The sequence below is a fragment of the Roseovarius amoyensis genome (genome assembly GCF_003260265.1).
Lineage (GTDB): Bacteria > Pseudomonadota > Alphaproteobacteria > Rhodobacterales > Rhodobacteraceae > Roseovarius > Roseovarius amoyensis.
Genome location: NZ_QITQ01000023.1, coordinates 1 through 23,018 on the forward strand (window position 1 = coordinate 1; position 23,018 = coordinate 23,018).

A 23,018-nucleotide genomic window follows, 5' to 3' on the forward strand; every position below is an offset into this window, starting at 1 on the left:
GGACCCTGAAATACGAGTGCGTCTACCTGCATGCCTGGGAGACCGGGTCGGAAGCAAAGGCGGGCATCCGGAAATGGATGACCTTCTACAACCACCAACGCCCGCACTCGGCCCTTGGCGGCAGACCGCCAGCCGTGGTCTATTGGCAGAGAAATGAAACAACCAACCCCGATCAGCAGATGCAAAGAGTAGCTTGAATTACGCCAGATCCTGTCCAACCGATGGGGAGTAGCTCACTCTATCCCGCTGATGCCGCGCCGAGGCTTTGGAGGGGCCGGCTTGGCACGCCAGGTGATGATAATATGTCGACGGCGCAATCGGCAGCACCCTGCAGATCGACTCGACACCGTAGACAACGCGTTGATCTTCGATGAAGGCGATCATCGCTTCAGTGGGCGGTCGAGTTCCGCCTGTGCAAAGTTGAGCCCGTCACGCCACTGGTTCAAGTGGCGGGTGAAACGCCGAAGCCTTGCGCAGGATCTCATTGGCCTGGCGCAGCTCTCGGTTCTCCCGCTCCAGCGCCTTGATCCGGTCCCGCTCCTCGCTGGTCACGCCGTCGCGCATGCCGCTGTCTTTCTCAGCCTGCTTGACCCATTCGCGCAGGGTCTGAGGAATACAGCCGATCTTGGGTGCAATGGCCGCGATCGCGCCCGCCTACGCCTCATATGAGCATTGATGCTCGAACACCATCCGGACCGCACGCGCACGGATCTCAGGCGAGTAGCGATTTGCCAGTTTGCTTTTCGTCATAACCATCATCCTTACTTAAGTTGATGGTCTCCGACAAAGCCGGGGCGATTCAGGGGCCTACCGAAAAGCACCTTCATCGTCAGGCAAGCTTGGATCGCGGCGTCGCTGAACTCGGGCTGACGACCGCGCCTACCCGTCGGAGCCGCGTGCCAGGGCATCTCGGGATCAAACCAGATTGCAAGTGAACCGCGCTGCTTCAGCGCCGTGTTGTACGAAGGCCAGTTCCTGGTCTTGCACTTCGTAGGTGACCAACTGCTCATGACAGCCAGCTATCACGCTGGATTCAAACAGTGAATCCCTCAGCCAATTTGTGCAACAAAGCCAAGTCTAGATACAATTGGTTCGATCGGGTCTCCAATCGAAAAATCCAACTTTGCAGCAATGGCTGACGCCATGTTCTCTACGCTGGATTTGTTCCAATACGTGGGCTGCGGCGGCAAGTATTTCTGCTGATCCATCGCCGGTTCTCCTCGGGGCATGGAGCAAGAAGAGGTCTCAGAATAGTGGCTCTTTTGTTAGAAGAACAGTTGATACCCTCAATTTGATTGAATCACATTTGGCACGCGGGATCACTCCTCTCCGTCCACCTTGCCGCGCATCGCCTTGACCTCGCCGCGAACCTTCTTGGCTTTCAAGCGGCGTTTCTTGGCGCCCAGTGTCGGGCGGGTGGGGATGCGGCGTTTGGGTTTCTCGGTGGCCCTGCGCACCAGCTCGGCCAGGCGTTCGCGGGCGATCTCGCGGTTGCGGGCCTGGCTGCGGGTGTCCTCGACCTGAATCACCAGCGCGCCTTCCTTGGTCCAGCGTCGCCCCGCCAGGCGTTTGAGCCGCCGCTTGACCGGGTCGGGCAGGTTGGGGGAACGCTCTGCCTCGTACCGCAGCTCGACAGCGGTCGACACCTTGTTGACGTTCTGTCCGCCGGGGCCGCTGGACCGGATGAACTGTTCGGTCAGTTCCCAGTCCTCGATGACGATCTGGTCGGTGATGCGCAGCATGGTCTTTCTCGCCGGGCCTTGCGGAAATCGAAAGGGCCGCCCCGGTCTGCGAAGCGGCCCTTCAGAAGTTTCAGGAGGTGGTGCGGTTAGGCGCACCAATCCGGGGGTGTCCTGCACCCAGGGGCTGCCCTAGGCGCGACCCACCCGAACTGTCCCTGCACCTCGCTCCAATACCTCTAATGACACTGGACCACCTCCTTTCAGTTGTTACCGTTGATCTGAGCGTGCCACAGATTTCGGCATTGTCAAAACAAAATACAGGGGTGGGCGCAGAAATTTCCCCACGATGTGGCGTCATTCCGCCTGCAGCACCGAAACACATTCGCGCGGCAGATCGGTCATTGTCAGCTCTCGCCGGGGGGCGGGGCGGGGCGCGGTCGGGTCGGGCGGCGGCGGGTTAAGGATGTTATGCACCCACTGTTCCGCGTCGGCGCAGCCATCGCCCGCCGGGGGTGCAACCTGGTTCGTGCAGCCGCTCGCGCCCTTGGGGCAGCTCAGCCGGACATGGAAATGATAGTGATGCCCCCACCACGGCCGCACCTTGCGCAGCCAGGACCGGTCTCCCTTTTCATCCTTGCACATCTGCACCTTGGCACCGGGAAAGACAAAGATGCGCGCGGTGCGCGGGTCCTGTGCGGCGGCCTTGATGATTTGGTGGTGCTGACGGGTCCAGTTGTCGTTGATATAGGCGCCGTTGGCGCGTCTGAGCGAGATCGACGACAGGTTCTCGCGCTCGGCCCGGCTGAGGTTCAGCCGCTGGGGCGGCAGCATCCAGATATCGAGGTCCAGCCCCATCTGGTGGCTGCGGTGCCCGGTCAGCATCGGCCCGCCGCGCGGCTGGCTGATGTCGCCCACGTAAAGCCCTTCCCACCCCGGCTGGGTAGCGGCAAAGGCGGACAGCTTCTTGATGAAGTCGATGGTTTCGGGATGGCCCCAGTTGCGGTTGCGCGACAGGCGCATCGCCTGCCAGGTCGGCCCGGTCTCGGGCAGTTGCACGCCGCCGGCGAAACAGCCCTTGGCGTAGCTGCCGAAGGGCGTCGGCGCCTGGCGAGAGCCGCGGGTCACGGCCCCGAACAGGCGCTTGGCCTCGACCCCCTGCATGGATGCGGGCAGGCTTTTTGTCGAAAGGATCGGCTCCAGCCCCGGTGCGGTTGCTTGCGGGGACGAGGCGCTGCACCCGGCCAGGATGGCGGCCAGCGCGATCAGTCTGAGGTGTCCGACCATGTTTCCCTGTCCCCTTCTGCCTGAACCCATCCTAGCAGCAGCAGCCCCACCAGGAAAAGAAGTATCAGCGGCGCCACCCCGATGCGCGCGCTGCCGGTGATCGCCGTGACTGTCCCCACCAGCGCCGGCGCGACAAAGGCGGTGGCCCGCCCCGACAGGCCGTAAAGGCCAAAGCTCTCGGTCGGGGCGGCGGGGTCGGTGTGGCGCACCATCAGCGACCGGCTGGCCGCCTGCAACGTGCCTCCCAGCCCGCCGATCAGCGCGCCACAGCCGAAAAACACCATATCCGGCAGGGTCGATCCCGGCGCCAGCGCCACGCCGAAAATCTGCGTGCGGTCCATGCCCACCACCACGACGCAGACCGCGATCAAACCCCATATCGCCGCGACGATCACCGGCTTTGGCCCCAGTGCCCTGTCGAATCGTCCGCCGACCCAGGAAAACAGCGCCGCCGAGATGACGCCGATGATGCCGAAGGCGCCCACCGAGGTGATCGACCAGTCCAGCACCAGCGCCGCATAGGTGCCGCCAAAGCCGTAAAGACCGTTGAGCGCATCACGGTAGAGCATCGAGCTGCCCAGATAGGCCGACAGGCTGATCCGTCGCCTGAGCGCGAGAACGGATTTCTTCAGCAGCCCCAGCGCGTCACCGATGCCGCGCCCGCGCCGCGGCGGGCCGATGTCGCGCACCCACAGGAAATAGGGGATCATGAAGATAGCGAACCACAGCGCCGCAAAGGGGCCGACCATGCGCGTGCCCTCGCGTGCCTCGGCATCAAGGCCAAAGGGCAGATCAAGCCCCAGCATCGTGCGCCCGTCCGCGCCCTCCATCAGGAAGGCCAGCATCAGGATCAGCGTCACCAGCCCGCCCAGGTAGCCAAATGCGAAACCGGCGCCGGAAATCGCGCCGGTCTCTTCGGGCGGACCCAGCGAGGGCAGTTGCGAATTGATAAAGATCAGCGCGTATTCGGCCCCGATGAAGCCGATGCCGAACATCACCATCGCCCACCACAGGGTCGACCCGTCCGGCAAGGTCCACCAGATGCCGGTGGCGCCCAGAACATACATCGCCGAAAAACCCACGATCCAGGGCATGCGCCGCCCGGCGGTGTCAGCCAGCGCGCCCATCAGCGGCGCGCCGAAGCCGATGATCAGCCCGGTGATGGTCAGGCCCAGTGACCACAGGCTCTGGGCGCGGGCGTCGGCGGCGGTCTCGGTCAGCCCCGTGGCCATGAAATGCGCCGCCGCGATCGAGGCAAAGTAGGGGCCAAAGACAAAGGTCACCAGCAAGGTGTGATAGGGCTGGCTGGCCCAATCGAAAAAGTACCAGCCCCAGATGCGCCTGCGTGCCGCGCGATCGCTCATGCCGCCCCCGTATTCCCTGCCTCAAAAGCCGTTCGATAAGACGGGCAGGCGGGGCGGGTTGCAAGTCAATCCTGCATCGGCGGCCAGGGGCGTTGGGCCTCGGCCGCGATCCAGGTCGTGACCCAGCCGGGTATGGGCGGCGATTCAGCCGGCAGGCCCAGCACGGTTGTCAGTTCCCCCGGGTTTACGATGCCATCCGGCCCGGTGACGGCGGAACGGTAAAGCACATGACCGGCACAGTCGCCTTTGCGTTTCCACATTGACTGTTCGATGTAAAAGAACCGGTCGTCCCAGCACAGCGTGCGCGATCGCATCTCGACGGTTTCGAACATGCGGATACGGCGGCGATAACGGACCGAGGCGCCGGCCATCGTCAGCCCCCAGCCGCGCCGCCTGAGCCCCCGCCAAAGGCCGGTGCGCCAAATCAGCGGCAATCGGCCCAGGTCGTACAGCGTCAGCGTCCGGCCGTTGTTCAGCTCCATCCATATGTCGAGGTCCCAGGGCAGGCAGACATGGTGTGACAGATGGGTGCCTGTCACCGGCAGCGGCGGGGCCTTTCGGTGCAGCCAGAATTGCCACGCCATGCGGATGAAGGGGTACATCGCGGTCCTGCCTGTAATGGATTACTCAACCTGCCTGTAATGGATTACTCAAACCGCCGCCGGTTTGCCAGCCTCGCGGGCGAGGTCAGCGCAATCTCGCGTCGGACTTGCCCTTTTTGCCCCGCGCGCTTAGGTGAGTGCGGCAAGTGATGGAGTGCGCGGCATGATGGCGATTTACGGACCCTTGAGGCTGATCCTCGATGTGGCTTTCTTTATCATGATTGCCCACATCATCATGAGCTGGCTGATCAGCTTTCAGGTTCTGAACCTGCATCAACAGTTCGTGGCCCAGATCTGGTACGGGCTGAACCGCCTGCTGGAGCCGATCTATAGCCGCATCCGCCGCATCCTGCCCGATACCCGGCCGCTGGACCTGGCGCCGCTGATCGCGATCATCATCGTCATTTCGCTGCGCGATTATATCCTGCCCGCGATCCTGTTCTAGCGAACATGCGTGCCGGGGCTTGTGCCCCGAATCATGGTATGGGATGGTCGCCGGCAAGAGCAGTCGACGAGTTTCAGGGGACAGGTTTGAACCGCCGGGAGAACATGTGTCGCAATGTGGTGCCGACGCCGGTTCGAGCGCGTCCTGCTGCCTGTTTCGAAGGGAATGATGTTTCGGGGGGGCTTGGCGAATTCATGAACTTGCCTCGCCCGGCACGCTTGCGGGCCGGGCATGCGCCCGCCCGCCCCATGGCGGGCGCATTCGCGCCCACCCGGGCGTTCGCATGCCCTCTGGTTGCAAGGTTGCGACTCCTGTCAGGTGAAACCCGCGACATCGGCCCCCGCCGGAAGGCCGGGCTGACATGAACGCCTCTGCCACCCTCGACAACAGCGCTGCCACGCTTTTGCGCGACGTCTTCGGGTTCCAGGCGTTTCGCCCCGGCCAGGAAGAAATCGTTCACACCGTCGCCGAGGGGCGCAACACGCTGGCCATCATGCCCACCGGCGGGGGCAAGTCGCTGTGCTATCAACTGCCGGCCCTGATGCGCAAGGGCGTGACGGTGGTGATCTCGCCGCTCATCGCGCTGATGCGCGACCAGGTACGCGCGCTGAGGGCCGCGGGGGTAGAGGCCGGGGCCCTGACCTCGGCCAACACCGACGAAGAGACGCAGGCGGTGCACGCGGCCCTTGCCGAGGGTACGCTCAAGCTGCTCTACATCGCGCCGGAACGGCTGGCCGCCGGATCGGGGCAAGGGCTGTTGCGGCGCATCAATGTCAGCCTGATCGCCGTCGACGAGGCCCATTGCGTCAGCCAGTGGGGCCATGATTTCCGCCCCGACTATCTGCGCATCGGCGATCTGCGCCGCGCGCTGGGGGTGCCGCTGGCGGCCTTTACCGCCACCGCCGACGCCGAAACCCGGACCGAGATCGTTGCCAAGCTGTTTGACGGAGAAGAACCGCAGATATTTCTGCGCGGTTTTGATCGGCCCAACATCCACCTGGCCTTTCAACCCAAGGACCGGCCGCGCGCGCAGGTGATCGCCTTTGCCGCCGCCCGCAAGGGCCAGCCCGGCATCGTCTATTGCGCCACCCGCGCGCGCACCGAAACGCTGGCCAAGGCGCTGCGCGACGAGAGCCACAACGCCGCGCATTACCATGGCGGGATGGAGGCCGAAGCCCGCCGCGAGGTCGAAGAGCGTTTCAACGTCGAGGATGACCTGATCGTCGTCGCCACCATCGCCTTTGGCATGGGGGTGGACCGGCCCGATATCCGCTGGGTGGTGCAGGCCGACCTGCCCAAGTCGATCGAGGCCTATTACCAGGAAATCGGCCGCGCCGGGCGCGACGGCGCCCCGGCCGAAACGCTGACCCTTTACGGTGCCGACGACATCCGCCTGCGCCGCGCCCAGATCGACGAGGGGCTGGCCCCGCCCGAACGCCGCGCCGCCGATCATGCCCGGCTGAACGCCCTGTTGGGCCTGGCCGAGGCCACGGGATGTCGCCGCCGGGTGCTGCTGGGTTATTTCGGTGAAACCGCCGGCGATTGCGGCAATTGCGACCTGTGCGACACCCCGCCGGCAACCTACGACGCCACCGAGGCGGTGCAAAAGGCGCTGTCGGCGGCACTGCGTACCGACCAGAGCTTTGGCGCCGGGCACCTGATCGACATCCTGACCGGGAACGAAACCGACAAGCTGCGCGCGCGCGGCCATGACGGGTTGCCGACCTTCGGGGTGGGACGCGACATACCGCGCGCCGCGTGGCAGGCGATATTCCGGCAGATGATGGGGTATGACCTGATCCGCCCCGACGCCGCCCGCCACGGCGCGCTGGTCGTTACAGAAAAGGCGCATCCGGTGCTGCGCGGCGAGGTGTCCGTGACCCTGCGGCGCGACTCGCTGCAAAAGGCCGCGCGCCGCCCCGCGCCCAAGGCGCTGGTGGCGGAAGAGGACGCGCCGCTGTTGTCGGCGCTCAAGGCCAAGCGCCGGGCGCTGGCCGAGGCGGCGCGCATGCCGGCCTATATCGTCTTTACCGACCGCACGCTGATCGAGATGGCCGAAACCCGGCCCAGGACGCTGGATGAAATGGCGCGCATTGGCGGCGTGGGGGCCAAGAAGCTGGAACAGTACGGGCGCGCGTTTCTGGAGGTGATCAATGGCGAAGCCGAGCAATTGCACCCCACCCGGCGCAAGCTGGCGGGCCGTGATGCGGGGCCGCTGTTCGACCGGCTGAAGGCGGTCGAGGCCGAACTGGCCCGTGGCGAGAACGGCGCCGGCAAACCGCTGAGCTGTTCACCCTCGCTGCTGGCGCGCGTCGCCACTGCCCGACCCCGCACGCCCCAGGACATGGCGCGGCTGCTGGGCGAACGCCGGGCCGAGCGTTTCGGCGCGGCCTTTCTGGACGTTCTGTCAACGGCGGATTAAGCCGCAACCCCAACCCGGACGAAGGAGGCGCACAATGCTGGTCGTACTGTCACCCGCCAAGAAAATCGACATGGCGCAGGCTGAATGCCCCGGCACGACAGAGCCCGCCTTTGCCAAGGACGCGCGCGAGCTGGCGGAGGTGGCGCGCGGGCTGTCGGTGGCGGAGTTGCGCCGCCTGATGAAGATCAGCGAGGATCTGGCCCAACTCAACGCCGACCGCTTTGCGCGCTTCGGCGAGATGGATCGCAAGCCCGCTGCGCTGGCCTTTGCCGGCGACACCTATCGCGGGCTCGAGGCACGGACGCTCGACCCTGACGAGATGGAATGGGCGCAACGGCACCTGCGCATCCTGTCCGGGCTTTACGGCCTGCTGCGCCCGCTCGACGCGATAGAACCCTACCGGCTGGAAATGGGCAGCCGGCTGAAGACCGCGCGCGGCAAGACGCTTTACGACTACTGGGGTCCGCGCATCGCCGAGGCGCTGCGCGCGCAGGCCGGCCAGATCGGCACCGATACGCTGGTCAACTGCGCCAGCCAGGAATATTTCGGCGCGGTTGACCTGGCCGCGCTGGGGCTCAGGGTGGTCACGCCGGTGTTCATGGAAGACCGCCCCGGGGGCCCGCGCATCGTCAGCTTCTACGCCAAGCAGGCACGCGGGGCGATGGCGCGCTTTATCGTTCAGAACCGACTGACCGACGCCGGGGCATTGCGCGAATTCGACACCGGCGGCTATGCGTTTCAGCCGGACATGTCGGAACCTGACCGACCAGTGTTTCTGCGAGGCGCAGCTTAGGGACGATTCCCGCGCATTGAGCCTGTATCTTTCGGCCCGGGACAAAGCCGCTGGCGCCGGGCCCGCCGAAGCATCCGACAATATGAGCGTCCGATTCGGGGTTTCAGGACGCCTTCTTGGCGTCCCCCTGCGGCAAGGGCGGGCGCGCGCCGGGCGGGCAGGCGTCGGTGACCTGGCCGATGATGTCGGCCTTTCTCAGCGGCTTGGTCAGGAACCCGTCCAGCCCGGCGGCAAGGATCGTTTCTCGGTCGCCGGTCAGGGCATGCGCGGTCATCGCCACGATGGGCACATGTTGGCCTGTCTCGGCCTCGAACTGCCGGATGTGGCCGGTTGCCTCCTTGCCGTCCATCCCCGGCATCGAGATATCCATCAACACCAGGTCGGGGCCGAAGGTCTGATACAGCGCAACCGCCTCGGCCCCGTCCCCGGCGAATTGCAGGTCGATATCCAGTTCCTTGAGCATCTTTGACAGCACCAGGCGGTTGGTCTTGTTGTCCTCGGCCGCCAATACCCGCATCGCGCGCGGTGGCTGTTCGTCGACCGCCGATGTGGTGTCGCCCTGTTCCGCGGCCAGCGGCAGGGACAGAGCAAAGCCAAAGGTCGACCCCTTGCCCTCTTCCGATTGGACCCAGATGCGCCCGCCCATCAGGCCGATCAGCCGTTCGGAAATCGCCAGCCCCAGCCCTGTTCCCTCAAAGCGGCGGTTGCGGGCGTCATCGACCTGGTTGAACTCGCCGAACACGTGCCCCACCTTGTCCGCCGGGATGCCGATGCCGGTATCCTCGATACTGATCTGCAACTCGAACGCATCGTCGTCTGCCATCGCCCCGGTGGCGTGCACGATGACATGGCCCGCCTCGGTGAACTTGACGGCGTTGCCCAGAAGGTTGGTCAGCACCTGCCGGATACGGCCGGGGTCGCCGACAAGGCGGCTGGGCAGCGTCGGGTCGCATTCGGCCCGGATTTCCAGCCCCTTGTCGCGGCTGCCCGCTCGCATCATCGTCACCAGCTCGTGAATGCAGCGTTTCAGATCAAAGGGTTCGGCGTGCAGGTCCAGCCTGCCAGCCTCGATCTTGGAATAATCCAGCACGTCGTTGATGATCACCAGCAACGCCTCGCCCGAGCTCTTGATGGTGTTGGCATAGAGGCGCTGTTCCTCGCCCAGTTCGGTATCAAGCAGGACCTCCGCCATGCCGACGATACCGTTCATGGGCGTGCGTATCTCGTGGCTCATGTTGGCCAGGAACGACGATTTGGCGGCGCTGGCCGCCTCGGCCAGGTGGCGGGCCTCCTTTAGCTGGGTTTCATAGCGGATCGTGTCGGTGATGTTGAGCGCGAGGCTGACGATATCGCCGGCGTGGCCGCGCTGGTCGATCAGCTTGATGTACTCGCCGCTCCACAGGCGAATCACCTCGGGTTCGGGCGACGCTTCCTGCCATCGTTCCAGCATCCGCTGGCGCCAGGCGGCGGGGGCGTCTGTGCCGATGTCGATCACGCCTTCCTCGATGGCGATCTGCAGTATCTCGATAAACGAGATGCCGGGGCGCACGGTCTCGATGCCGTCGAACACCGACAGCCAGGCGCGGTTGGCGGCGATCATCCGGGTGTCGGCGTCGAAAAAGGCGAAACCGTCCTGGATCGTCTCGATCGAATGCCACAGCCGCCGCTCGGCGATCTCGATCTTTTCATTGGCGGCGCTGAGGTCGGATTTGACGCGCGCGTTCTCGTCGCGCACGGTGCGGACCTCGGCGCGGGTCTTGTTGATCTTTTCCGACAGCGCCAGCGCATGGCGGCCAAGCTCACGGTTGGCGGCGTGCAGTTCTGCCTGCTTCTGTTCCAGCAGCCTTTCGGCGGCCAGCCGGGCGCGGCGCTCTTCTGCCAGTTTGTTGGCAAGGCTCATCGCCCGACCTCCACCCAGGACCAGCGGGATTGCCGTGTCACTTTGGGTGTGATGGGTAAAGATGTGCCTAACCGGTGCCGGCCGCGGCTGCGGGAAACCGTTGTCTGTCGCTCGGGGACGTGGCACGATGGCGATAGATTTTGAAGGAGAGTGCCATGCTGCGCCGGCTTTTTTCAGTCATTCTATTGGTCATTGTTGCCGCCCAGGCCACGGCCCAGAGCCCGGCACAGGGCGTGGTGCCCGAACGGCGCGAGACCGTTATCCGGGACACCGATTTCTTTGGTGGCGACCTGCAGCCGCTCTTTGACACCACGCGCGAGGCCTGCCGCAACACCTGCATGGCCGACCCTGACTGCAAGGCCTATACCTTCAACACGCGCAAGAACGCCTGTTTCCCCAAGGTCGACGTGGCGGAAACAAAGCCTTTTGAGGGCGCGATCTCGGCCCGGATACTGGACACCGACCCGCAAGTGCTGGCGCAGGCCGGTGCGCGCGCGGCCGAGCTGGGCTTTCTGTCGCGGGGCGATCTGACCGCCGCGCGCAAACTGGCGGTCGAGATCGGCAGCCGCCACCCCGGCGGCCAGTACCAGGTGCTGGAGATGCTGCGCGCCGCCCAGGACCGCGAGGCGACGGGCGATCACCTGAATGCCATGCGCTGGATCGGGGCGGTCATCGCCGCGGCGGACGGGGCCGACCAGTGGGTGGAATATGCCCGTCTGTCGCTGGCCATCGAGACCGATAAACGTTCGGAAAAGCGCCAGAATGCCGAACGTGCGCTTCGCGCAGCGACCAATGCCCACCTGCGCGGCCTGACCCCGGCGGTGCGCGTCAACGCGCTGATGCAGATGGCCGAGGCGCTGGAGCGTCTGGGGCGCGGGCGCGACATGGTGCACGCCCTGCGGCTGGCCGAAGGGCTGGCACCGCGTCAGGACGTGACAGCCGCGCTTGAGGCGGCGATTGCCAAATACGGCTTTCGCGTCACCGGCCACCGTGCCGACAACGAAAGCGACCGCCCGCGCATCTGCGCCGAATTTTCCGAACCGCTGGTCAAGGCCGGGGTCGATTACGCCCCCTTCGTGCGGCTGAATGATACCGGGCTGGTGGTGCAGGCCGAGGACCGCGAGATCTGCATCGATGGCGTCGAACACGGCGAACGCTATACCGTCACCTTTCGCGAGGGGCTGCCGGCCGCCAGCGGCGAAAAGCTGATCCGCGATGTCGAGATCGCGCTTTACGTTCGTGACCGCAGTCCGGTCACATCCTTTCCCGGGCGCGCCTATGTGCTGCCCGCCTCTGCCGATGCGGCATTGCCGATCGAAACCGTCAACCTGGACGAGGTCGAACTCAGCCTGCGGCGGGTGAGCGACCGCAACCTGCTGCGCACGATACAGGAGGACTATTTCGCCCGGCCGCTGAGCTATTACGCCGAGGAACGTTTCACCGCCGACCTGGCCGAGGAAGTCTGGACCGGCACCGGCGAGGTCGGTAATGAGCTGAACCGCACCATGACCACGCGCCTGCCGCTGGGCGATGTGCTGGCCGGCCGCGCGCCGGGCATCTACGCCCTGACCGCCCGTGTGCCGGGCAGCGACCCGTACGATGCGGATGCCGCAACGCAATGGTTCGTGCTGACCGATCTGGGCCTGACCACGCTCAAGGGTACCGACGGGCTGCATGTGTTCGTACGCGCGCTGTCGGATGCGCAGGCGCTGGACGGGGTCGAGCTGACGCTCTTGTCGCGCAGCAACCGGGTGCTGGGCACCGTCGCCACCGATGCGCAGGGGCACGCGATGTTCGCGCCGGGGCTGGTGCGCGGCGCGGGGGCCGCGGCGCCGGCGATGGTGCTGGCGCAACGGGGCGATGACGACATGGCCTTTCTGTCGCTGACCGACCCGGCGTTCGACCTGTCGGATCGCGGCGTTGCCGGACGACCGTCCGCACCGCCGGTTGACGTGTTCCTGGCCACCGACCGCGGTGCCTATCGCGCGGGCGAGGTCATCCATGCCACCGCGCTGGCGCGCGATGGTGTCGCCGCGGCAGTCCCCGACCTGCCGCTGACCGCGATCCTGACGCGCCCCGACGGGGTGGAATATTCCCGCCACCTGTCGGCCGAGGATGCCGCTGGCGGGCATGTCTTTGCGCTGCCCGTGGGCGCCACCGCCCCGCGCGGCGCCTGGCGGCTGGAGGTGCGCGCCGACCCGGACGCCCCGGCGCTGGCCAGCCAGACGGTTCTGGTCGAGGATTTCCTGCCCGAACGCATTGATTTCGAGATGTCGCTGCCCGAGGGGCCGATCCGCCCCGGCGACAGCCCGCCGCTGAGCGTCGAGGCGAGATACCTCTTTGGTGCGCCCGGAGCGGGGCTGGAGGCCGACGGCATGGTCATCATCCGCCCCCGGCGTGACCTGGAAAGCCATCCCGGCTATCGGTTTGGCCGCCACGACGAACAGGTTTCGGCCCAGACCGAGTTTCTGGCGGGCGGGACGACCGATGACCAGGGGCGTCTTGTCACCGAGGCCGATATCCCTGACGCGCCGGTTGCGGACCGCCCCTATGAGGCGACGCTGCGCCTGTCGATGCGAGAGGGCTCCGGCCGACCGGTCGAGCGCGAAATCACCCGCATGCTGGCCCCCTCGGGGCCGATGATCGGTATCCGCCCCGAATTCGACGGTGTCGCGCCCGAGGGGGGCGAGGCCCGGTTCCGCGTCATCGCCTTGGGCGCAGACCTGTCGCCGGCGCCGATGGCGGTCAAATGGACGGTGAACCGCGTTCATACCCGCTATCAGTGGTACCAGGAATACGGCCAGTGGAACTGGGAACCCGTCACCACCCGCAGCCGCGTCGCCACGGGCGAGGCGATGCTGGGGCAAGGGGTCGACCCGCTGGCGCTGTCAGCCCCGGTCGAATGGGGTCAGTATGAACTGGTGGTCGAGCGCACCGACGGCGCCTATGTCGCCGCCTCGGTGGATTTCTACGCCGGGTGGTACGCACCTGCAGATACCTCCAGCACGCCCGACATGCTGGAACTGTCGCTGGACAAGCCCGGCTATCGCCCGGGCGACACCGCCAATCTGCGCATCGTGCCGCGTTATGCCGGCACCGCGCTGGTGACGGTGATGTCCAACCGGGTCATCGACATGCAGGCCGTCGAGGTCAGCGAGGGTGAGAACATCATCCCCCTCGCCGTAACCGATGACTGGGGCGCCGGCGCCTATGTCACCGCCCAGGTGATCCGGCCCATGAACGTGGCAGCCGGGCACAATCCCGCGCGCGCACTGGGCCTGTCCTATGCGGCGATCGCCCCGGGCGACCGGAAGTTGACGGTCGATATCGAAGCGGCGGAACTGACGCGCCCGCGCGGCCCGCTGGATGTCAGCGTGTCCGTCGACGGCGTGGCCGAGGGCGAAACCGCCTATGTGACCCTTGCCGCCGTCGATCTGGGTATTCTCAACCTCACCGGCTTCGACAGCCCCGACCCGGTGGGTCACTATTTTGGTCAGCGCCGCCTGGGCGTGGAAATCCGCGACCTTTACGGCCGCCTCATCGACGGGCTGAACGGGGCCGAGGGGCGCGTGCGCTCGGGCGGTGATGCGGGCGGCGGCGGCTTTCAGTCGCCCCCGCCGCAAGAGGAACTGGTGGCGTTCTTTTCCGGCCCGCTGACGGTGGGCGCGGATGGCATGGCGCAGGCCAGTTTCGATATCCCCGATTTCAACGGCACGGTGCGGTTGATGGCCGTGGCGTGGTCGCCCCGCGCCGTGGGGCAGGCCGCGCGCGACGTGCTGGTGCGCGATCCCGTGGTCATCACGGCGTCGCTGCCACGTTTCATGGCGCCAGGTGATGCAAGCCAAATGTTGCTGGAAATCACCCATGCCGATGGCCCAACCGGGCGGATGGGGCTCGACATCACCACAGCGGGGCTGACTCTTGGCGGCGGCATGCCGTCGGGCATCGACCTGGGCGAGGGCGAAAAGGCAACGCTGTCGATCCCGGTCGTGGCAAGGGAGGTCGGCGATCACACCCTGCGGGTTGCGCTGACCACGCCGGACGGGCGGCAACTGACCAAGTCGCTCACGCTGGGCGTGCGCAGCAACGACCCCGAAGTTGCGGTCACGCGGCGGTTCTCGCTGGGCGCTGGCGAACGCTTCGCGCTGGATGACAACGTCTTTGCCGATCTGCGCCCCGGCAGCGGCAGCGCTGTGGTTTCGGCCGGGCCGCTGGCCAAGCTCAACGCGCCGGCGTTGCTGACCGCGCTTGACCGTTATCCCTATGGCTGCACCGAACAGGTCGCTTCGCAGGCGATGCCGCTGCTCTATTTCGACACGGTCGCGCAGGCGCTTGGCCTGGGCGGCGGCGAGCAGGCCCAAAAGCGGATCGGAGAGGCCATCGCCAAGGTTCTGTCGCGGCAATCCAGCGGTGGCAGCTTTGGCCTGTGGCGTCCCGATTCGGGTGATTTCTGGCTGGATGCCTATGTCACCGACTTCCTGTCGCGGGCACGGGCGCAGGGGCATGCGGTGCCCGAGCGTGCCTTTGCCATGGCGATGGACAACCTGCGCAACCGCGTCAACTATGCACCCGATTTCGACAAGGGCGGCGAGGACGTGGCCTATGCGCTGATGGTGCTGGCGCGCGAGGGCGCGGCGCGGATGGGCGATTTGCGCTATTACGCCGACGTCAAGGCTGATGCGCTGGCCACGCCACTGGCGCTGGCCCAGCTTGGCGCGGCGCTGGCGGCCTATGGTGACCAGACCCGTGCCGACCGCATGTTCGCCGCTGCCCAGCGCCGCATCAGTGGCGAGGACCGGCAGGCGGAAAGCCAGCTATGGCGGGCCGACTATGGCACCAGGCTGCGTGACCGCGCGGGCCTGTTGGCGCTGGCCACCGAGGCCGGCAGCACCGCGATCGACCGGGGCGCGCTGACGGATGCGCTGGGTCAGGCCGGGCCGCACTTGTCGACGCAGGAACAGGCCTGGACGCTGCTGGCGGCGCGGGCGCTGATCGACGATCCGGCGCTGGCCGGGCTTGCCGTCGATGGCGTGCCGGTTTCCGGCCCGCTGGTGCGCCGGGTCGCGGCGACAGAGGCGCCGTTAGAGATCGCCAACACCGGACAGGCGGCAGCCGACATCACGCTGACGACGCTGGGGGTGCCACAGGTGGCGCCGGATGCGGGCGGCTATGGCTACGCGATCTCGCGCGGCTATTACACGCTCGATGGTGACGAGGTCTCGCTCGACAGCGTTGCCACCGGCACGCGGCTGATGGCGGTGATCGAGGTCACGCCGTTCGAGAAGGGTGAGGCGCGGCTGATCATCAACGACCCGCTGCCGGCGGGGCTGGAGATCGACAACCCCAACCTGCTGCAATCAGGTGGGGTGGGCGTGCATGAATGGCTGGACCCGGCGCCCGCGCAACATGCCGAGTTCCGGTCAGACCGGTTCATCGCGGCGGTTGATTGGCGCTCGGACAAGGCGTTCGAGCTGGCCTATATCGTGCGTGCGGTAACGCCCGGCCTTTATCACCACCCGGCTGCCACGGTCGAGGACATGTACCGCCCCGCCTATCGGGCGCACACGGCGACCGGGCGCATGCGCGTGACCGAGTGAGCGGGTTCCGCCCACCGGTCATGCCCTTGGCGAGATAGGCCATGCGGGTCGGCCGCCTGATCTGTGCGCTGGCACTGGGCCTGTTCCTCGTCGCGCTGGCGCGCGACGGGGTTGACCGCTGGGTTGCGGCGACTGAACTGCCCGACATCATCGCCGAAACCTCGGCCGAGATGCGCGACCGCGACGGTGCGCTGCTGCGTCTCTACACGGTCGAGGACGGGCGCTGGCGATTGTCGGTGGGCGCGGACGGGGTCGATCCGGCCTATCTGCGGATGCTGATCGCCTATGAGGATCGCCGCTTTTACCGCCATTCCGGGGTTGATCCGCTGGCCCTGACGCGCGCGCTGGGGCAGGCGGTGACGCGGGGGCGGGTGGTCTCGGGCGGCTCGACCCTGAGCATGCAGGTGGCGCGGCTGCTGGAGGACAGCGGCACAGGCCGCTGGGCCGGCAAGCTGCGGCAGATGCGGGTGGCGCTGGCGCTGGAACGGCGGCTGGACAAGGCGCAGATCCTCGACATCTACCTGTCGCGCGCGCCATTCGGCGGCAATCTCGAAGGGGTGCGGGCGGCGACGCTGGCGTGGTTCGGCAAGGAACCCGCGCGCCTGACCCCGGCCGAGGCGGCGTTGCTGGTGGCGCTGCCGCAATCGCCCGAGGCCCGCCGCCCCGACCGCGCGCCAGAGGCAGCCCGCGCCGCCCGCGACCGGGTGCTGGCGCGGATGGTGGGCGCCGGCGTGCTGAGCGACGAAGAGGCCGCCGCCGCGCGCACCGAACCGGTGCCGACCGCGCGCCGCCCCTTCCCGGCGCTGGCCCCGCACCTGACCGACCTTGCCCGCCGGCAGGACCGGCTGTCGCCCCGCCAGACCCTGACCATCCGCCGCGACCTGCAACAAAGCCTCGAATCGCTGGCGCGCAACAGCCTGCGCGACCTGCCCGACGAGGTGTCGATCGCCATCGTGGTGGCCGATCACCGCAACGGAGAAATCCTCGCCTCGGTCGGTTCGGCCGGTTATGGCGCCGGCGAGGGGCGGCAGGGGTTCGTCGACATGGCCCGCGCCGTGCGCTCGCCCGGATCGACGCTCAAGCCGTTCATCTATGCGATGGCGTTTGACCGGGGGCTTGCGCATCCGCAGACGCTGATCCGGGATCGGCCTGTCGCCTTTGGCACTTACGCACCGCGCAATTTCGACGGCGCCTGGCGGGGCGAACTGCCGGTGGCCGAGGCGCTGCGCCAGTCGCTGAATATCCCTGCGGTGCTGCTGCTGGACGAGATCGGGCCGGCGCACCTGATCGACGCCATGCGCCGCGCCGGCGTCAAGGCCCGCCTGCCGGGCGGGCAGCCGGGGCTGGCGGTCGCACTGGGCGGTGTCGGGGTGACGCTGACCGATCTGGTGCAGTTATATGCTATGTTGGCGAATGGCGGCGTTGCACAGCCGCTGCACTGGCGCGCCGGAGAAGCGGCACAGGCAACGTCATCCCGTATTCTGGGCCGTGCGGCCGCGTGGCAGGTGGGCGACATCCTGGCCGGGCTGGCGCCGCCACCGGGGGCACCGCGCGGGCGGATCGCCTACAAGACCGGCACATCCTATGGCTATCGCGATGCCTGGGCGCTGGGCTTTGACGGGGCGCATGTCGCCGGGGTCTGGATCGGGCGGCCCGACGGCACCCCGGTGCCCGGCGCGTTCGGCGGTGATCTGGCCGCGCCGATCCTGTTCGAGGCATTCCAGCGCCTCAAACCCGCCGCCGACCCGCTGCCCCCGCCGCCGCCCGAAACGCTGATCCTGTCCACCGCGAAGTTGCCGCAGCCGCTGCGCCGCTTTGCCGGGCGCGATGCGGTGTTTACAGCGGCCGAGGACGCACCCAAGCTGGTGTTCCCGCCCCAGGGCGCGCGCCTGCCGGTCGAGGGGGGTGTCTTGCCGGTCAAGCTGCGCGACGGCACGCCGCCCTTTACCTGGATGGCCGACGGCACGCCGGTGCTGACCGGGGTGCGCCGGCGCGAGGCGGTCATCGAGGGGCTGTCGCGCGGCTATTCCACCCTGTCGGTGATCGACGGTGAGGGCCGCGCCGACCGGGTGATGATCTGGATAGATTGACCGAGGGTGGAAACGCACCTGGATAAGACCAGATTGCGCCGTGGCTAAGGCCAGTCTAAAGTTTGTCTGACTTATTAATTCCGCTTTTGCCCGGACCGCTTTGCGGGCCGGGCATGCGCCCGCCCGCCCCATGGCGGGCGCATTCGCGCCCACCCGGGCGGTCGCATGCCCTCTGATCGCGGGTGGCCGCCACGGAAACCATCGCCAAAGGATACAGGCTCCGCAACATGGCCATCCCCGTAGAAACCTTCTTTCTGGACCCGGAGGCGCAAGGCACGCTGCAGGCACAGATCCGGCAGATGATCGCCGAGGGCATCCTGTCGGGTCGGCTGCGCAAGGGTGAAAGACTGCCCTCGTCGCGCAAGCTGGCGCAGCACCTGGGGGTCAGCCGGATCACCGTGACGCTGGCCTATACCGACCTGCAGGCCTCTGAATACCTGGAGGCGCGCGACCGCTCGGGCTATTACGTCTCACGCAATGCGCCGGAACCGCCGCGCATGGCCGTGCACCACCCGCTGAACGACCGCATCGACTGGTCCCGCGCGCTGGGGCGCAGGTTCACCGGCGGCGCGGCACCGGAAAAACCGCATGACTGGTCGCGCTACCGCTATCCTTTCATCTATGGGCAAAGCGACGCCACGCTGTTCGACCACGCCAACTGGCGGCACTGTGCGCTCAGGGCGCTGGGGCAGCGCGATTTCCTGACCCTGACCGCCGATCTGTATGACCAGGACGACCCCAGGCTGGTGGAATTCATCGCCCGCCACACCCTGCCCCGGCGGGGCATCCTGGCCCGGCCCGAGGAAATCCTTGTCACCATGGGCGCGCAGAACGCGCTGTGGCTGACGGCGCAGGTACTGCTGACACAGCGCCGCACCGCCGTGGCCGAGGAACCCTGTTACCACGGGCTGCGCGACATCCTGCTGCAGACGCGCTGTCACGTCGCGCCGGTGCCGGTCGACCGTGACGGGCTGCCGCCCGAGGCCCTGCCGGACCATGCCGACGTCATATTCACCACCCCCAGCCACCAGGCGCCAACCAACGCCACCATGCCGCTGGCGCGGCGGCGCGCCTTGCTGAGCCGGGCGCGCGAGATGGACGCGCTGATCGTCGAGGACGATTACGAATTCGAGATGGCGTTCCTGCGCGCGCCGCTGCCGGCACTGAAATCGCTCGATCGTGACGGGCGGGTGATCTATGTCGGCAGCTTTTCCAAGTCGGTGTTTCCGGGGCTGAGGCTGGGCTATCTTGTCGGGCCGGAGCCGTTCATCCGCGAGGCGCGCGCGCTCAGGCTCAGCGTCTATCGGCATGCGCCCGGCCATGTGCAGCGCACCACCGCCTATTTCCTCAGCCTCGGGCATTACGACAGCCTGATCCGCCGGACGGGCCAGACGCTGGCAAACAGGCGCCGGGCGATGGAAGCAGCACTGGCCGAACACGGGCTGGGGGTCGAGGGGCGCGGCGTCTTTGGCGGCAGTTCGATCTGGATGCGCGCGCCCGAAGGCGTGGACACAGGGGAACTGGATGCGCGCCTGCGCGAACGCGGGGTGTTGATCGAGCCGGGGCGCCCGTTCTTTCACGCCGCCGCGCCGCCGCGGAATTATTATCGCCTGGCCTATTCCTCGATACCCGTCGAACGTATCGGCGAGGGTATCGCGTTGCTGGCCGAAGAGATGCGCAAGATGGCCTGATGGTGGGCGTCTGGCCATAATCCGATATCGAAACTGGCCCTAGACACCCCCGGCGGCTGCCGTAGGTTCGCGTCAGGCCGCGCCCCTGTGGGCCGGGATCAGGAGACGCACGCCATGAAGATGACCACCGAGGAAGCCTTCGTCAAAACCCTGCAAATGCACGGGATCGGCCATGCCTTTGGCATCATCGGGTCGGCCTTCATGCCGATTTCGGACCTGTTTCCCAAGGCCGGCATTACCTTTTGGGACTGCGCGCACGAGGGGTCGGGCGGCATGATGGCAGACGGCTTTACCCGCGCCAGCGGGAAAATGTCGATGATGATCGCCCAGAACGGCCCCGGCATCACCAATTTCGTCACCGCCGTGAAAACCGCCTACTGGAACCACACGCCGCTGCTGCTGGTCACGCCGCAGGCCGCCAACAAGACCATCGGTCAGGGCGGTTTCCAGGAAGTCGAGCAGATGAAGCTGTTCGAGGACATGGTCGCCTATCAGGAAGAGGTGCGCGACCCCAGCCGCATCGCCGAGGTGCTGAACCGGGTGATCCTGCAGGCCCGACGCGCCAGCGCACCCGCCCAGATCAACGTACCGCGCGATTACTGGACGCAGGTGATCGACATCAACCTGCCCGCCTTGGTCGAGTTTGAGCGCCCCTCGGGTGGCGAGACTGCCATCGCCGAGGCGGCCGACCTGTTGGCAAAGGCGAAGTTCCCGGTGATCCTGAATGGTGCAGGCGTGGTTCTGGCCGGTGCAATCCCGGCGACCAGGGCGTTGGCGGAACGGCTGGAGGCCCCTGTTTGCGTGGGTTACCAGCACAACGACGCGTTTCCGGGGTCTCATCCGCTGTTCGCCGGGCCGTTGGGCTATAACGGCTCCAAGGCGGGGATGGAGCTGATCGCACAGGCGGACGTGGTGCTATGCCTCGGCACCCGGCTGAACCCGTTCTCGACCCTGCCGGGGTACGGCATCGACTACTGGCCCAAGGATGCCAAGGTCATCCAGGTCGATCTGAACCCCGACCGGATCGGGCTGACCAAGCGCGTCAGCGTCGGGATCGTCGGTGATGCCCGCAAGGTGGCTGAGGCAATCCTCGACCGTCTGCCCGAGGGCGCCGGCGACGAGGGCCGGGATGAACGCCGCGCGCTGATCGCGCAGACAAAATCGGCCTGGGCGCAGCAACTTGCCTCGATGGATCACGAGGAAGACGACGCCGGCACCACCTGGAACCAGCGCGCCCGCGACGCGAAACCCGACTGGATGAGCCCCCGCATGGCCTGGCGCGCGATCCAGGCGGCCCTGCCGCGCGAGGCGATCATTTCGTCGGACATCGGCAACAACTGCGCCATCGGCAATGCCTACCCCAGCTTTGAGGCCGGGCGGAAATACCTGGCACCGGGTCTGTTCGGCCCCTGCGGCTATGGCCTGCCCGCGATCGTCGGCGCCAAGATCGGCTGTCCCGATGTGCCGGTGGTGGGTTTTTCCGGCGACGGCGCCTTTGGCATCGCGGTGACCGAGCTGACGGCCATCGGGCGTCCGGAATGGCCGGCGATCACACAGATCGTCTTTCGCAACTACCAGTGGGGTGCGGAAAAGCGCAACTCGACGCTGTGGTACGATGACAACTTCGTCGGCACCGAGCTTGACCAACAGGTCAGCTATGCCGGTATCGCCCGTGCCTGCGGGTTGCAGGGCGTGGTGGCGCGCACCATGGACGAGCTGACCGATGCGTTGGCGCAGGCGATCCGCGATCAGATGGAACACGGCAAGACCACGCTGATCGAGGCGATGATCAACCAGGAACTGGGGGAACCATTTCGCCGGGATGCGATGAAAAAGCCGGTCGAAGTGGCCGGGATCGACGCGGCCGACATGCGCGAACAGCAGGTCTGACGCGGTGACGCGGGGGACCGTAGGCGACAGCATCCTGGTGATCAATGCCGGGTCGTCCTCGGTCAAGGCGGCGGTGTTCGGGGCGGATGGCACCGAGCATATCCACCTGCTGGCCGAGGGGATCGGCGGCACCGGGCGGCTGTGCGTCGGCACCGAGCAAGGTGCCGCGCAATTCGATACCCACGACGCGGCGCTGCGCGCGGTTCTGACGGCGCTGGGGGCGCGCGGTTTCACCCTGGATACCATGCGCGCGGCGGCGCACCGGGTGGTGCATGGCGGTGCTGCGCTGGTGCGCTCGGTGCTGATTGACGCCAAAACCCGCGCCGCCCTCAGTCGTTGCACGCCGTTGGCGCCCCTGCACAACCCGCACAACTTGGCCGCCATCGATGCGCTGTCGGGGCTCGCGCCGGGGCTGCCGCAGGTGGCTGTCTTTGACACCGCCTTTCACGCCACCAACCCCGATGTTGCCACCCGCTATGCCGTGCCCGACCGGATCGCGGCGCGCGGAATTCGTCGCTATGGCTTTCACGGGATTTCATATGCCGCGCTGGTCGAGGCACTGCCGCAGATCACGGGTGCCGCACTACCCCGCCGCCTGCTGGCGATGCACCTGGGGCATGGCGCATCCATCTGCGCCATCCGCGACGGGCGATCGGTGGCCACGACGATGGGATATTCGCCGCTGGAGGGGCTGACGATGAGCACCCGTTCGGGCGGCATCGACGCCGCTGCGGTGCTGCGGCTGGCGGCCGAGGACGGTATCGAGGCGACGCAGGAGATGCTGATCCGCGAAAGCGGGCTCAAGGGGCTGTCGGGCGGTACCGTCGACATGCGCGCGCTGCTGGCCGATGACAGCCCGGCGGCGCGTTTTGCAGTCGATCATTTCTGCTATTGGGCGGTACGGCATGCGGGCTCTCTCATCGCGGCGATGGAGGGGGTGGATGCCGTCGCCTTTACCGGCGGCATAGGCGAGAACGCTGCCCCCATCAGGGCGCGGATCGTGGCCGGGCTGGGCTGGCTGGGGGCGCGGATCGACGATGCGGCAAACGCGCAGGGCTCCGCGCTGCTGCACGTCGCGGAGTCGGCGGTCGGGTGCTGGATCGTGCCCGCCGCAGAGGAACGGCGGATCGCTGCCGAGGCGAAGGCCTTGCTGCCGGCATCAGGATCGGGAAAATAGACCCTGATGCAGGGAATTTCAGAAATCGAATTTCGGAAAATACAAACTAAACGGAAAATATGTCGCAGGACGAAATCAACT

15 protein-coding genes, 2 pseudogenes and 1 other annotated feature are annotated in these 23,018 nt (G+C 66.8%); of the genes and pseudogenes, 9 read left to right on the forward strand and 8 right to left on the reverse strand.

Annotated features, from left to right (window positions below):
* The coding region (locus tag DL899_RS15585; RefSeq protein ID WP_162685459.1) for an integrase core domain-containing protein at window positions 1–197 on the forward strand (197 nt) is incomplete at its 5' end.
* Between the two features lie 43 nt (window positions 198–240).
* On the opposite strand, the pseudogene DL899_RS15590 reads toward DL899_RS15585, so the two are convergent.
* The 7 genes and pseudogenes from DL899_RS15590 to DL899_RS15615 all read right to left on the reverse strand — a co-directional run.
* Window positions 241–750, reverse strand: a pseudogene (locus tag DL899_RS15590) (transposase); the annotation flags it as partial.
* Window positions 310–427 (reverse strand) — a sequence feature (AL1L pseudoknot). (Overlaps the previous pseudogene by 118 nt.)
* A 32-nt stretch (window positions 751–782) precedes the next feature.
* Window positions 783–1,010 (reverse strand): annotated as a pseudogene (locus DL899_RS15595) (transposase); the annotation flags it as partial.
* 39 nt (window positions 1,011–1,049) lie between these two features.
* Complete coding sequence (locus DL899_RS19450) at window positions 1,050–1,208, reverse strand: hypothetical protein (RefSeq protein ID WP_162685606.1); 159 nt, start codon at window positions 1,206–1,208, stop codon at window positions 1,050–1,052.
* 111 nt (window positions 1,209–1,319) lie between these two features.
* Window positions 1,320–1,742: an alternative ribosome rescue aminoacyl-tRNA hydrolase ArfB gene (gene arfB / locus DL899_RS15600; RefSeq protein WP_111735293.1), complete on the reverse strand. Its 423-nt coding sequence runs from the start codon at window positions 1,740–1,742 to the stop codon at window positions 1,320–1,322.
* Between the two features lie 294 nt (window positions 1,743–2,036).
* The gene (mepA, locus tag DL899_RS15605; protein ID WP_111735294.1) at window positions 2,037–2,966 is read right to left on the reverse strand and encodes a penicillin-insensitive murein endopeptidase; all 930 of its coding nucleotides are present in this window, start codon (window positions 2,964–2,966) and stop codon (window positions 2,037–2,039) included.
* On the reverse strand, window positions 2,945–4,330 hold the full coding sequence (locus tag DL899_RS15610) for an MFS transporter (RefSeq protein WP_111735295.1): 1,386 nt from the start codon (window positions 4,328–4,330) through the stop codon (window positions 2,945–2,947). The genes mepA and DL899_RS15610 overlap by 22 nt, the downstream gene beginning before the upstream one ends.
* A gap of 65 nt (window positions 4,331–4,395) precedes the next feature.
* Window positions 4,396–4,932: an acyl-CoA thioesterase gene (locus DL899_RS15615; protein WP_111735296.1), complete on the reverse strand. Its 537-nt coding sequence runs from the start codon at window positions 4,930–4,932 to the stop codon at window positions 4,396–4,398.
* Between the two features lie 163 nt (window positions 4,933–5,095).
* On the opposite strand from DL899_RS15615, the gene DL899_RS15620 reads away from it, so the two are divergent.
* The 3 genes from DL899_RS15620 (at window position 5,096) to yaaA (ending at window position 8,592) form a co-directional block, all read left to right on the forward strand.
* Window positions 5,096–5,377 carry a YggT family protein gene (locus DL899_RS15620; protein WP_111735321.1) on the forward strand — a complete coding sequence of 94 codons (282 nt, stop codon included), beginning with the start codon at window positions 5,096–5,098 and terminating at the stop codon, window positions 5,375–5,377.
* A gap of 361 nt (window positions 5,378–5,738) precedes the next feature.
* Complete coding sequence (gene recQ, locus DL899_RS15625; protein ID WP_111735297.1) at window positions 5,739–7,799, forward strand: DNA helicase RecQ; 2,061 nt, start codon at window positions 5,739–5,741, stop codon at window positions 7,797–7,799.
* A 34-nt stretch (window positions 7,800–7,833) separates the two neighbouring features.
* Complete coding sequence (gene yaaA, locus DL899_RS15630) at window positions 7,834–8,592, forward strand: peroxide stress protein YaaA (protein WP_111735298.1); 759 nt, start codon at window positions 7,834–7,836, stop codon at window positions 8,590–8,592.
* Between the two features lie 103 nt (window positions 8,593–8,695).
* On the opposite strand, the gene DL899_RS15635 is transcribed toward yaaA, so the two are convergent.
* The gene (locus tag DL899_RS15635) at window positions 8,696–10,492 is read right to left on the reverse strand and encodes an ATP-binding protein (RefSeq protein ID WP_111735299.1); all 1,797 of its coding nucleotides are present in this window, start codon (window positions 10,490–10,492) and stop codon (window positions 8,696–8,698) included.
* 155 nt (window positions 10,493–10,647) lie between these two features.
* Here DL899_RS15635 and DL899_RS15640 point away from each other — a divergent pair, with 155 nt between their 5' ends.
* The 5 genes from DL899_RS15640 to DL899_RS15660 all read left to right on the forward strand — a co-directional run bounded on the left by DL899_RS15640 (window position 10,648) and on the right by DL899_RS15660 (window position 22,937).
* Complete coding sequence (locus DL899_RS15640; protein WP_111735300.1) at window positions 10,648–16,089, forward strand: alpha-2-macroglobulin family protein; 5,442 nt, start codon at window positions 10,648–10,650, stop codon at window positions 16,087–16,089.
* Between the two features lie 41 nt (window positions 16,090–16,130).
* Entirely contained in the window at window positions 16,131–18,179 is a 2,049-nt protein-coding gene (gene pbpC, locus DL899_RS15645) for a penicillin-binding protein 1C (protein WP_111735301.1), read from the forward strand.
* Between the two features lie 227 nt (window positions 18,180–18,406).
* Complete coding sequence (pdxR, locus tag DL899_RS15650; protein ID WP_111735322.1) at window positions 18,407–19,870, forward strand: MocR-like pyridoxine biosynthesis transcription factor PdxR; 1,464 nt, start codon at window positions 18,407–18,409, stop codon at window positions 19,868–19,870.
* 114 nt (window positions 19,871–19,984) lie between these two features.
* Complete coding sequence (gene xsc, locus DL899_RS15655) at window positions 19,985–21,760, forward strand: sulfoacetaldehyde acetyltransferase (RefSeq protein ID WP_111735302.1); 1,776 nt, start codon at window positions 19,985–19,987, stop codon at window positions 21,758–21,760.
* 4 nt (window positions 21,761–21,764) lie between these two features.
* Entirely contained in the window at window positions 21,765–22,937 is a 1,173-nt protein-coding gene (locus DL899_RS15660; RefSeq protein WP_111735303.1) for an acetate/propionate family kinase, read from the forward strand.
* The last annotated feature ends 81 nt before the right edge of the window (window positions 22,938–23,018 follow it).

Excerpts from the sequence above, each read along its gene's own strand:
- DL899_RS15635 (WP_111735299.1), bottom strand. The coding sequence starts at position 10,492 with ATGAGCCTTGCCAACAAACTGGCAGAAGAGCGCCGCGCCCGGCTGGCC.
- DL899_RS15615 (WP_111735296.1), bottom strand. The coding sequence starts at position 4,932 with ATGTACCCCTTCATCCGCATGGCGTGGCAATTCTGGCTGCACCGAAAG.
- pbpC (WP_111735301.1), top strand. The coding sequence starts at position 16,131 with ATGCGGGTCGGCCGCCTGATCTGTGCGCTGGCACTGGGCCTGTTCCTC.
- DL899_RS15640 (WP_111735300.1), top strand. The coding sequence starts at position 10,648 with ATGCTGCGCCGGCTTTTTTCAGTCATTCTATTGGTCATTGTTGCCGCC.
- mepA (WP_111735294.1), bottom strand. The coding sequence starts at position 2,966 with ATGGTCGGACACCTCAGACTGATCGCGCTGGCCGCCATCCTGGCCGGG.
- arfB (WP_111735293.1), bottom strand. The coding sequence starts at position 1,742 with ATGCTGCGCATCACCGACCAGATCGTCATCGAGGACTGGGAACTGACC.
- yaaA (WP_111735298.1), top strand. The coding sequence starts at position 7,834 with ATGCTGGTCGTACTGTCACCCGCCAAGAAAATCGACATGGCGCAGGCT.
- DL899_RS15610 (WP_111735295.1), bottom strand. The coding sequence starts at position 4,330 with ATGAGCGATCGCGCGGCACGCAGGCGCATCTGGGGCTGGTACTTTTTC.
- pdxR (WP_111735322.1), top strand. The coding sequence starts at position 18,407 with ATGGCCATCCCCGTAGAAACCTTCTTTCTGGACCCGGAGGCGCAAGGC.
- recQ (WP_111735297.1), top strand. The coding sequence starts at position 5,739 with ATGAACGCCTCTGCCACCCTCGACAACAGCGCTGCCACGCTTTTGCGC.
- DL899_RS19450 (WP_162685606.1), bottom strand. The coding sequence starts at position 1,208 with ATGGATCAGCAGAAATACTTGCCGCCGCAGCCCACGTATTGGAACAAA.
- DL899_RS15620 (WP_111735321.1), top strand. The coding sequence starts at position 5,096 with ATGATGGCGATTTACGGACCCTTGAGGCTGATCCTCGATGTGGCTTTC.
- xsc (WP_111735302.1), top strand. The coding sequence starts at position 19,985 with ATGAAGATGACCACCGAGGAAGCCTTCGTCAAAACCCTGCAAATGCAC.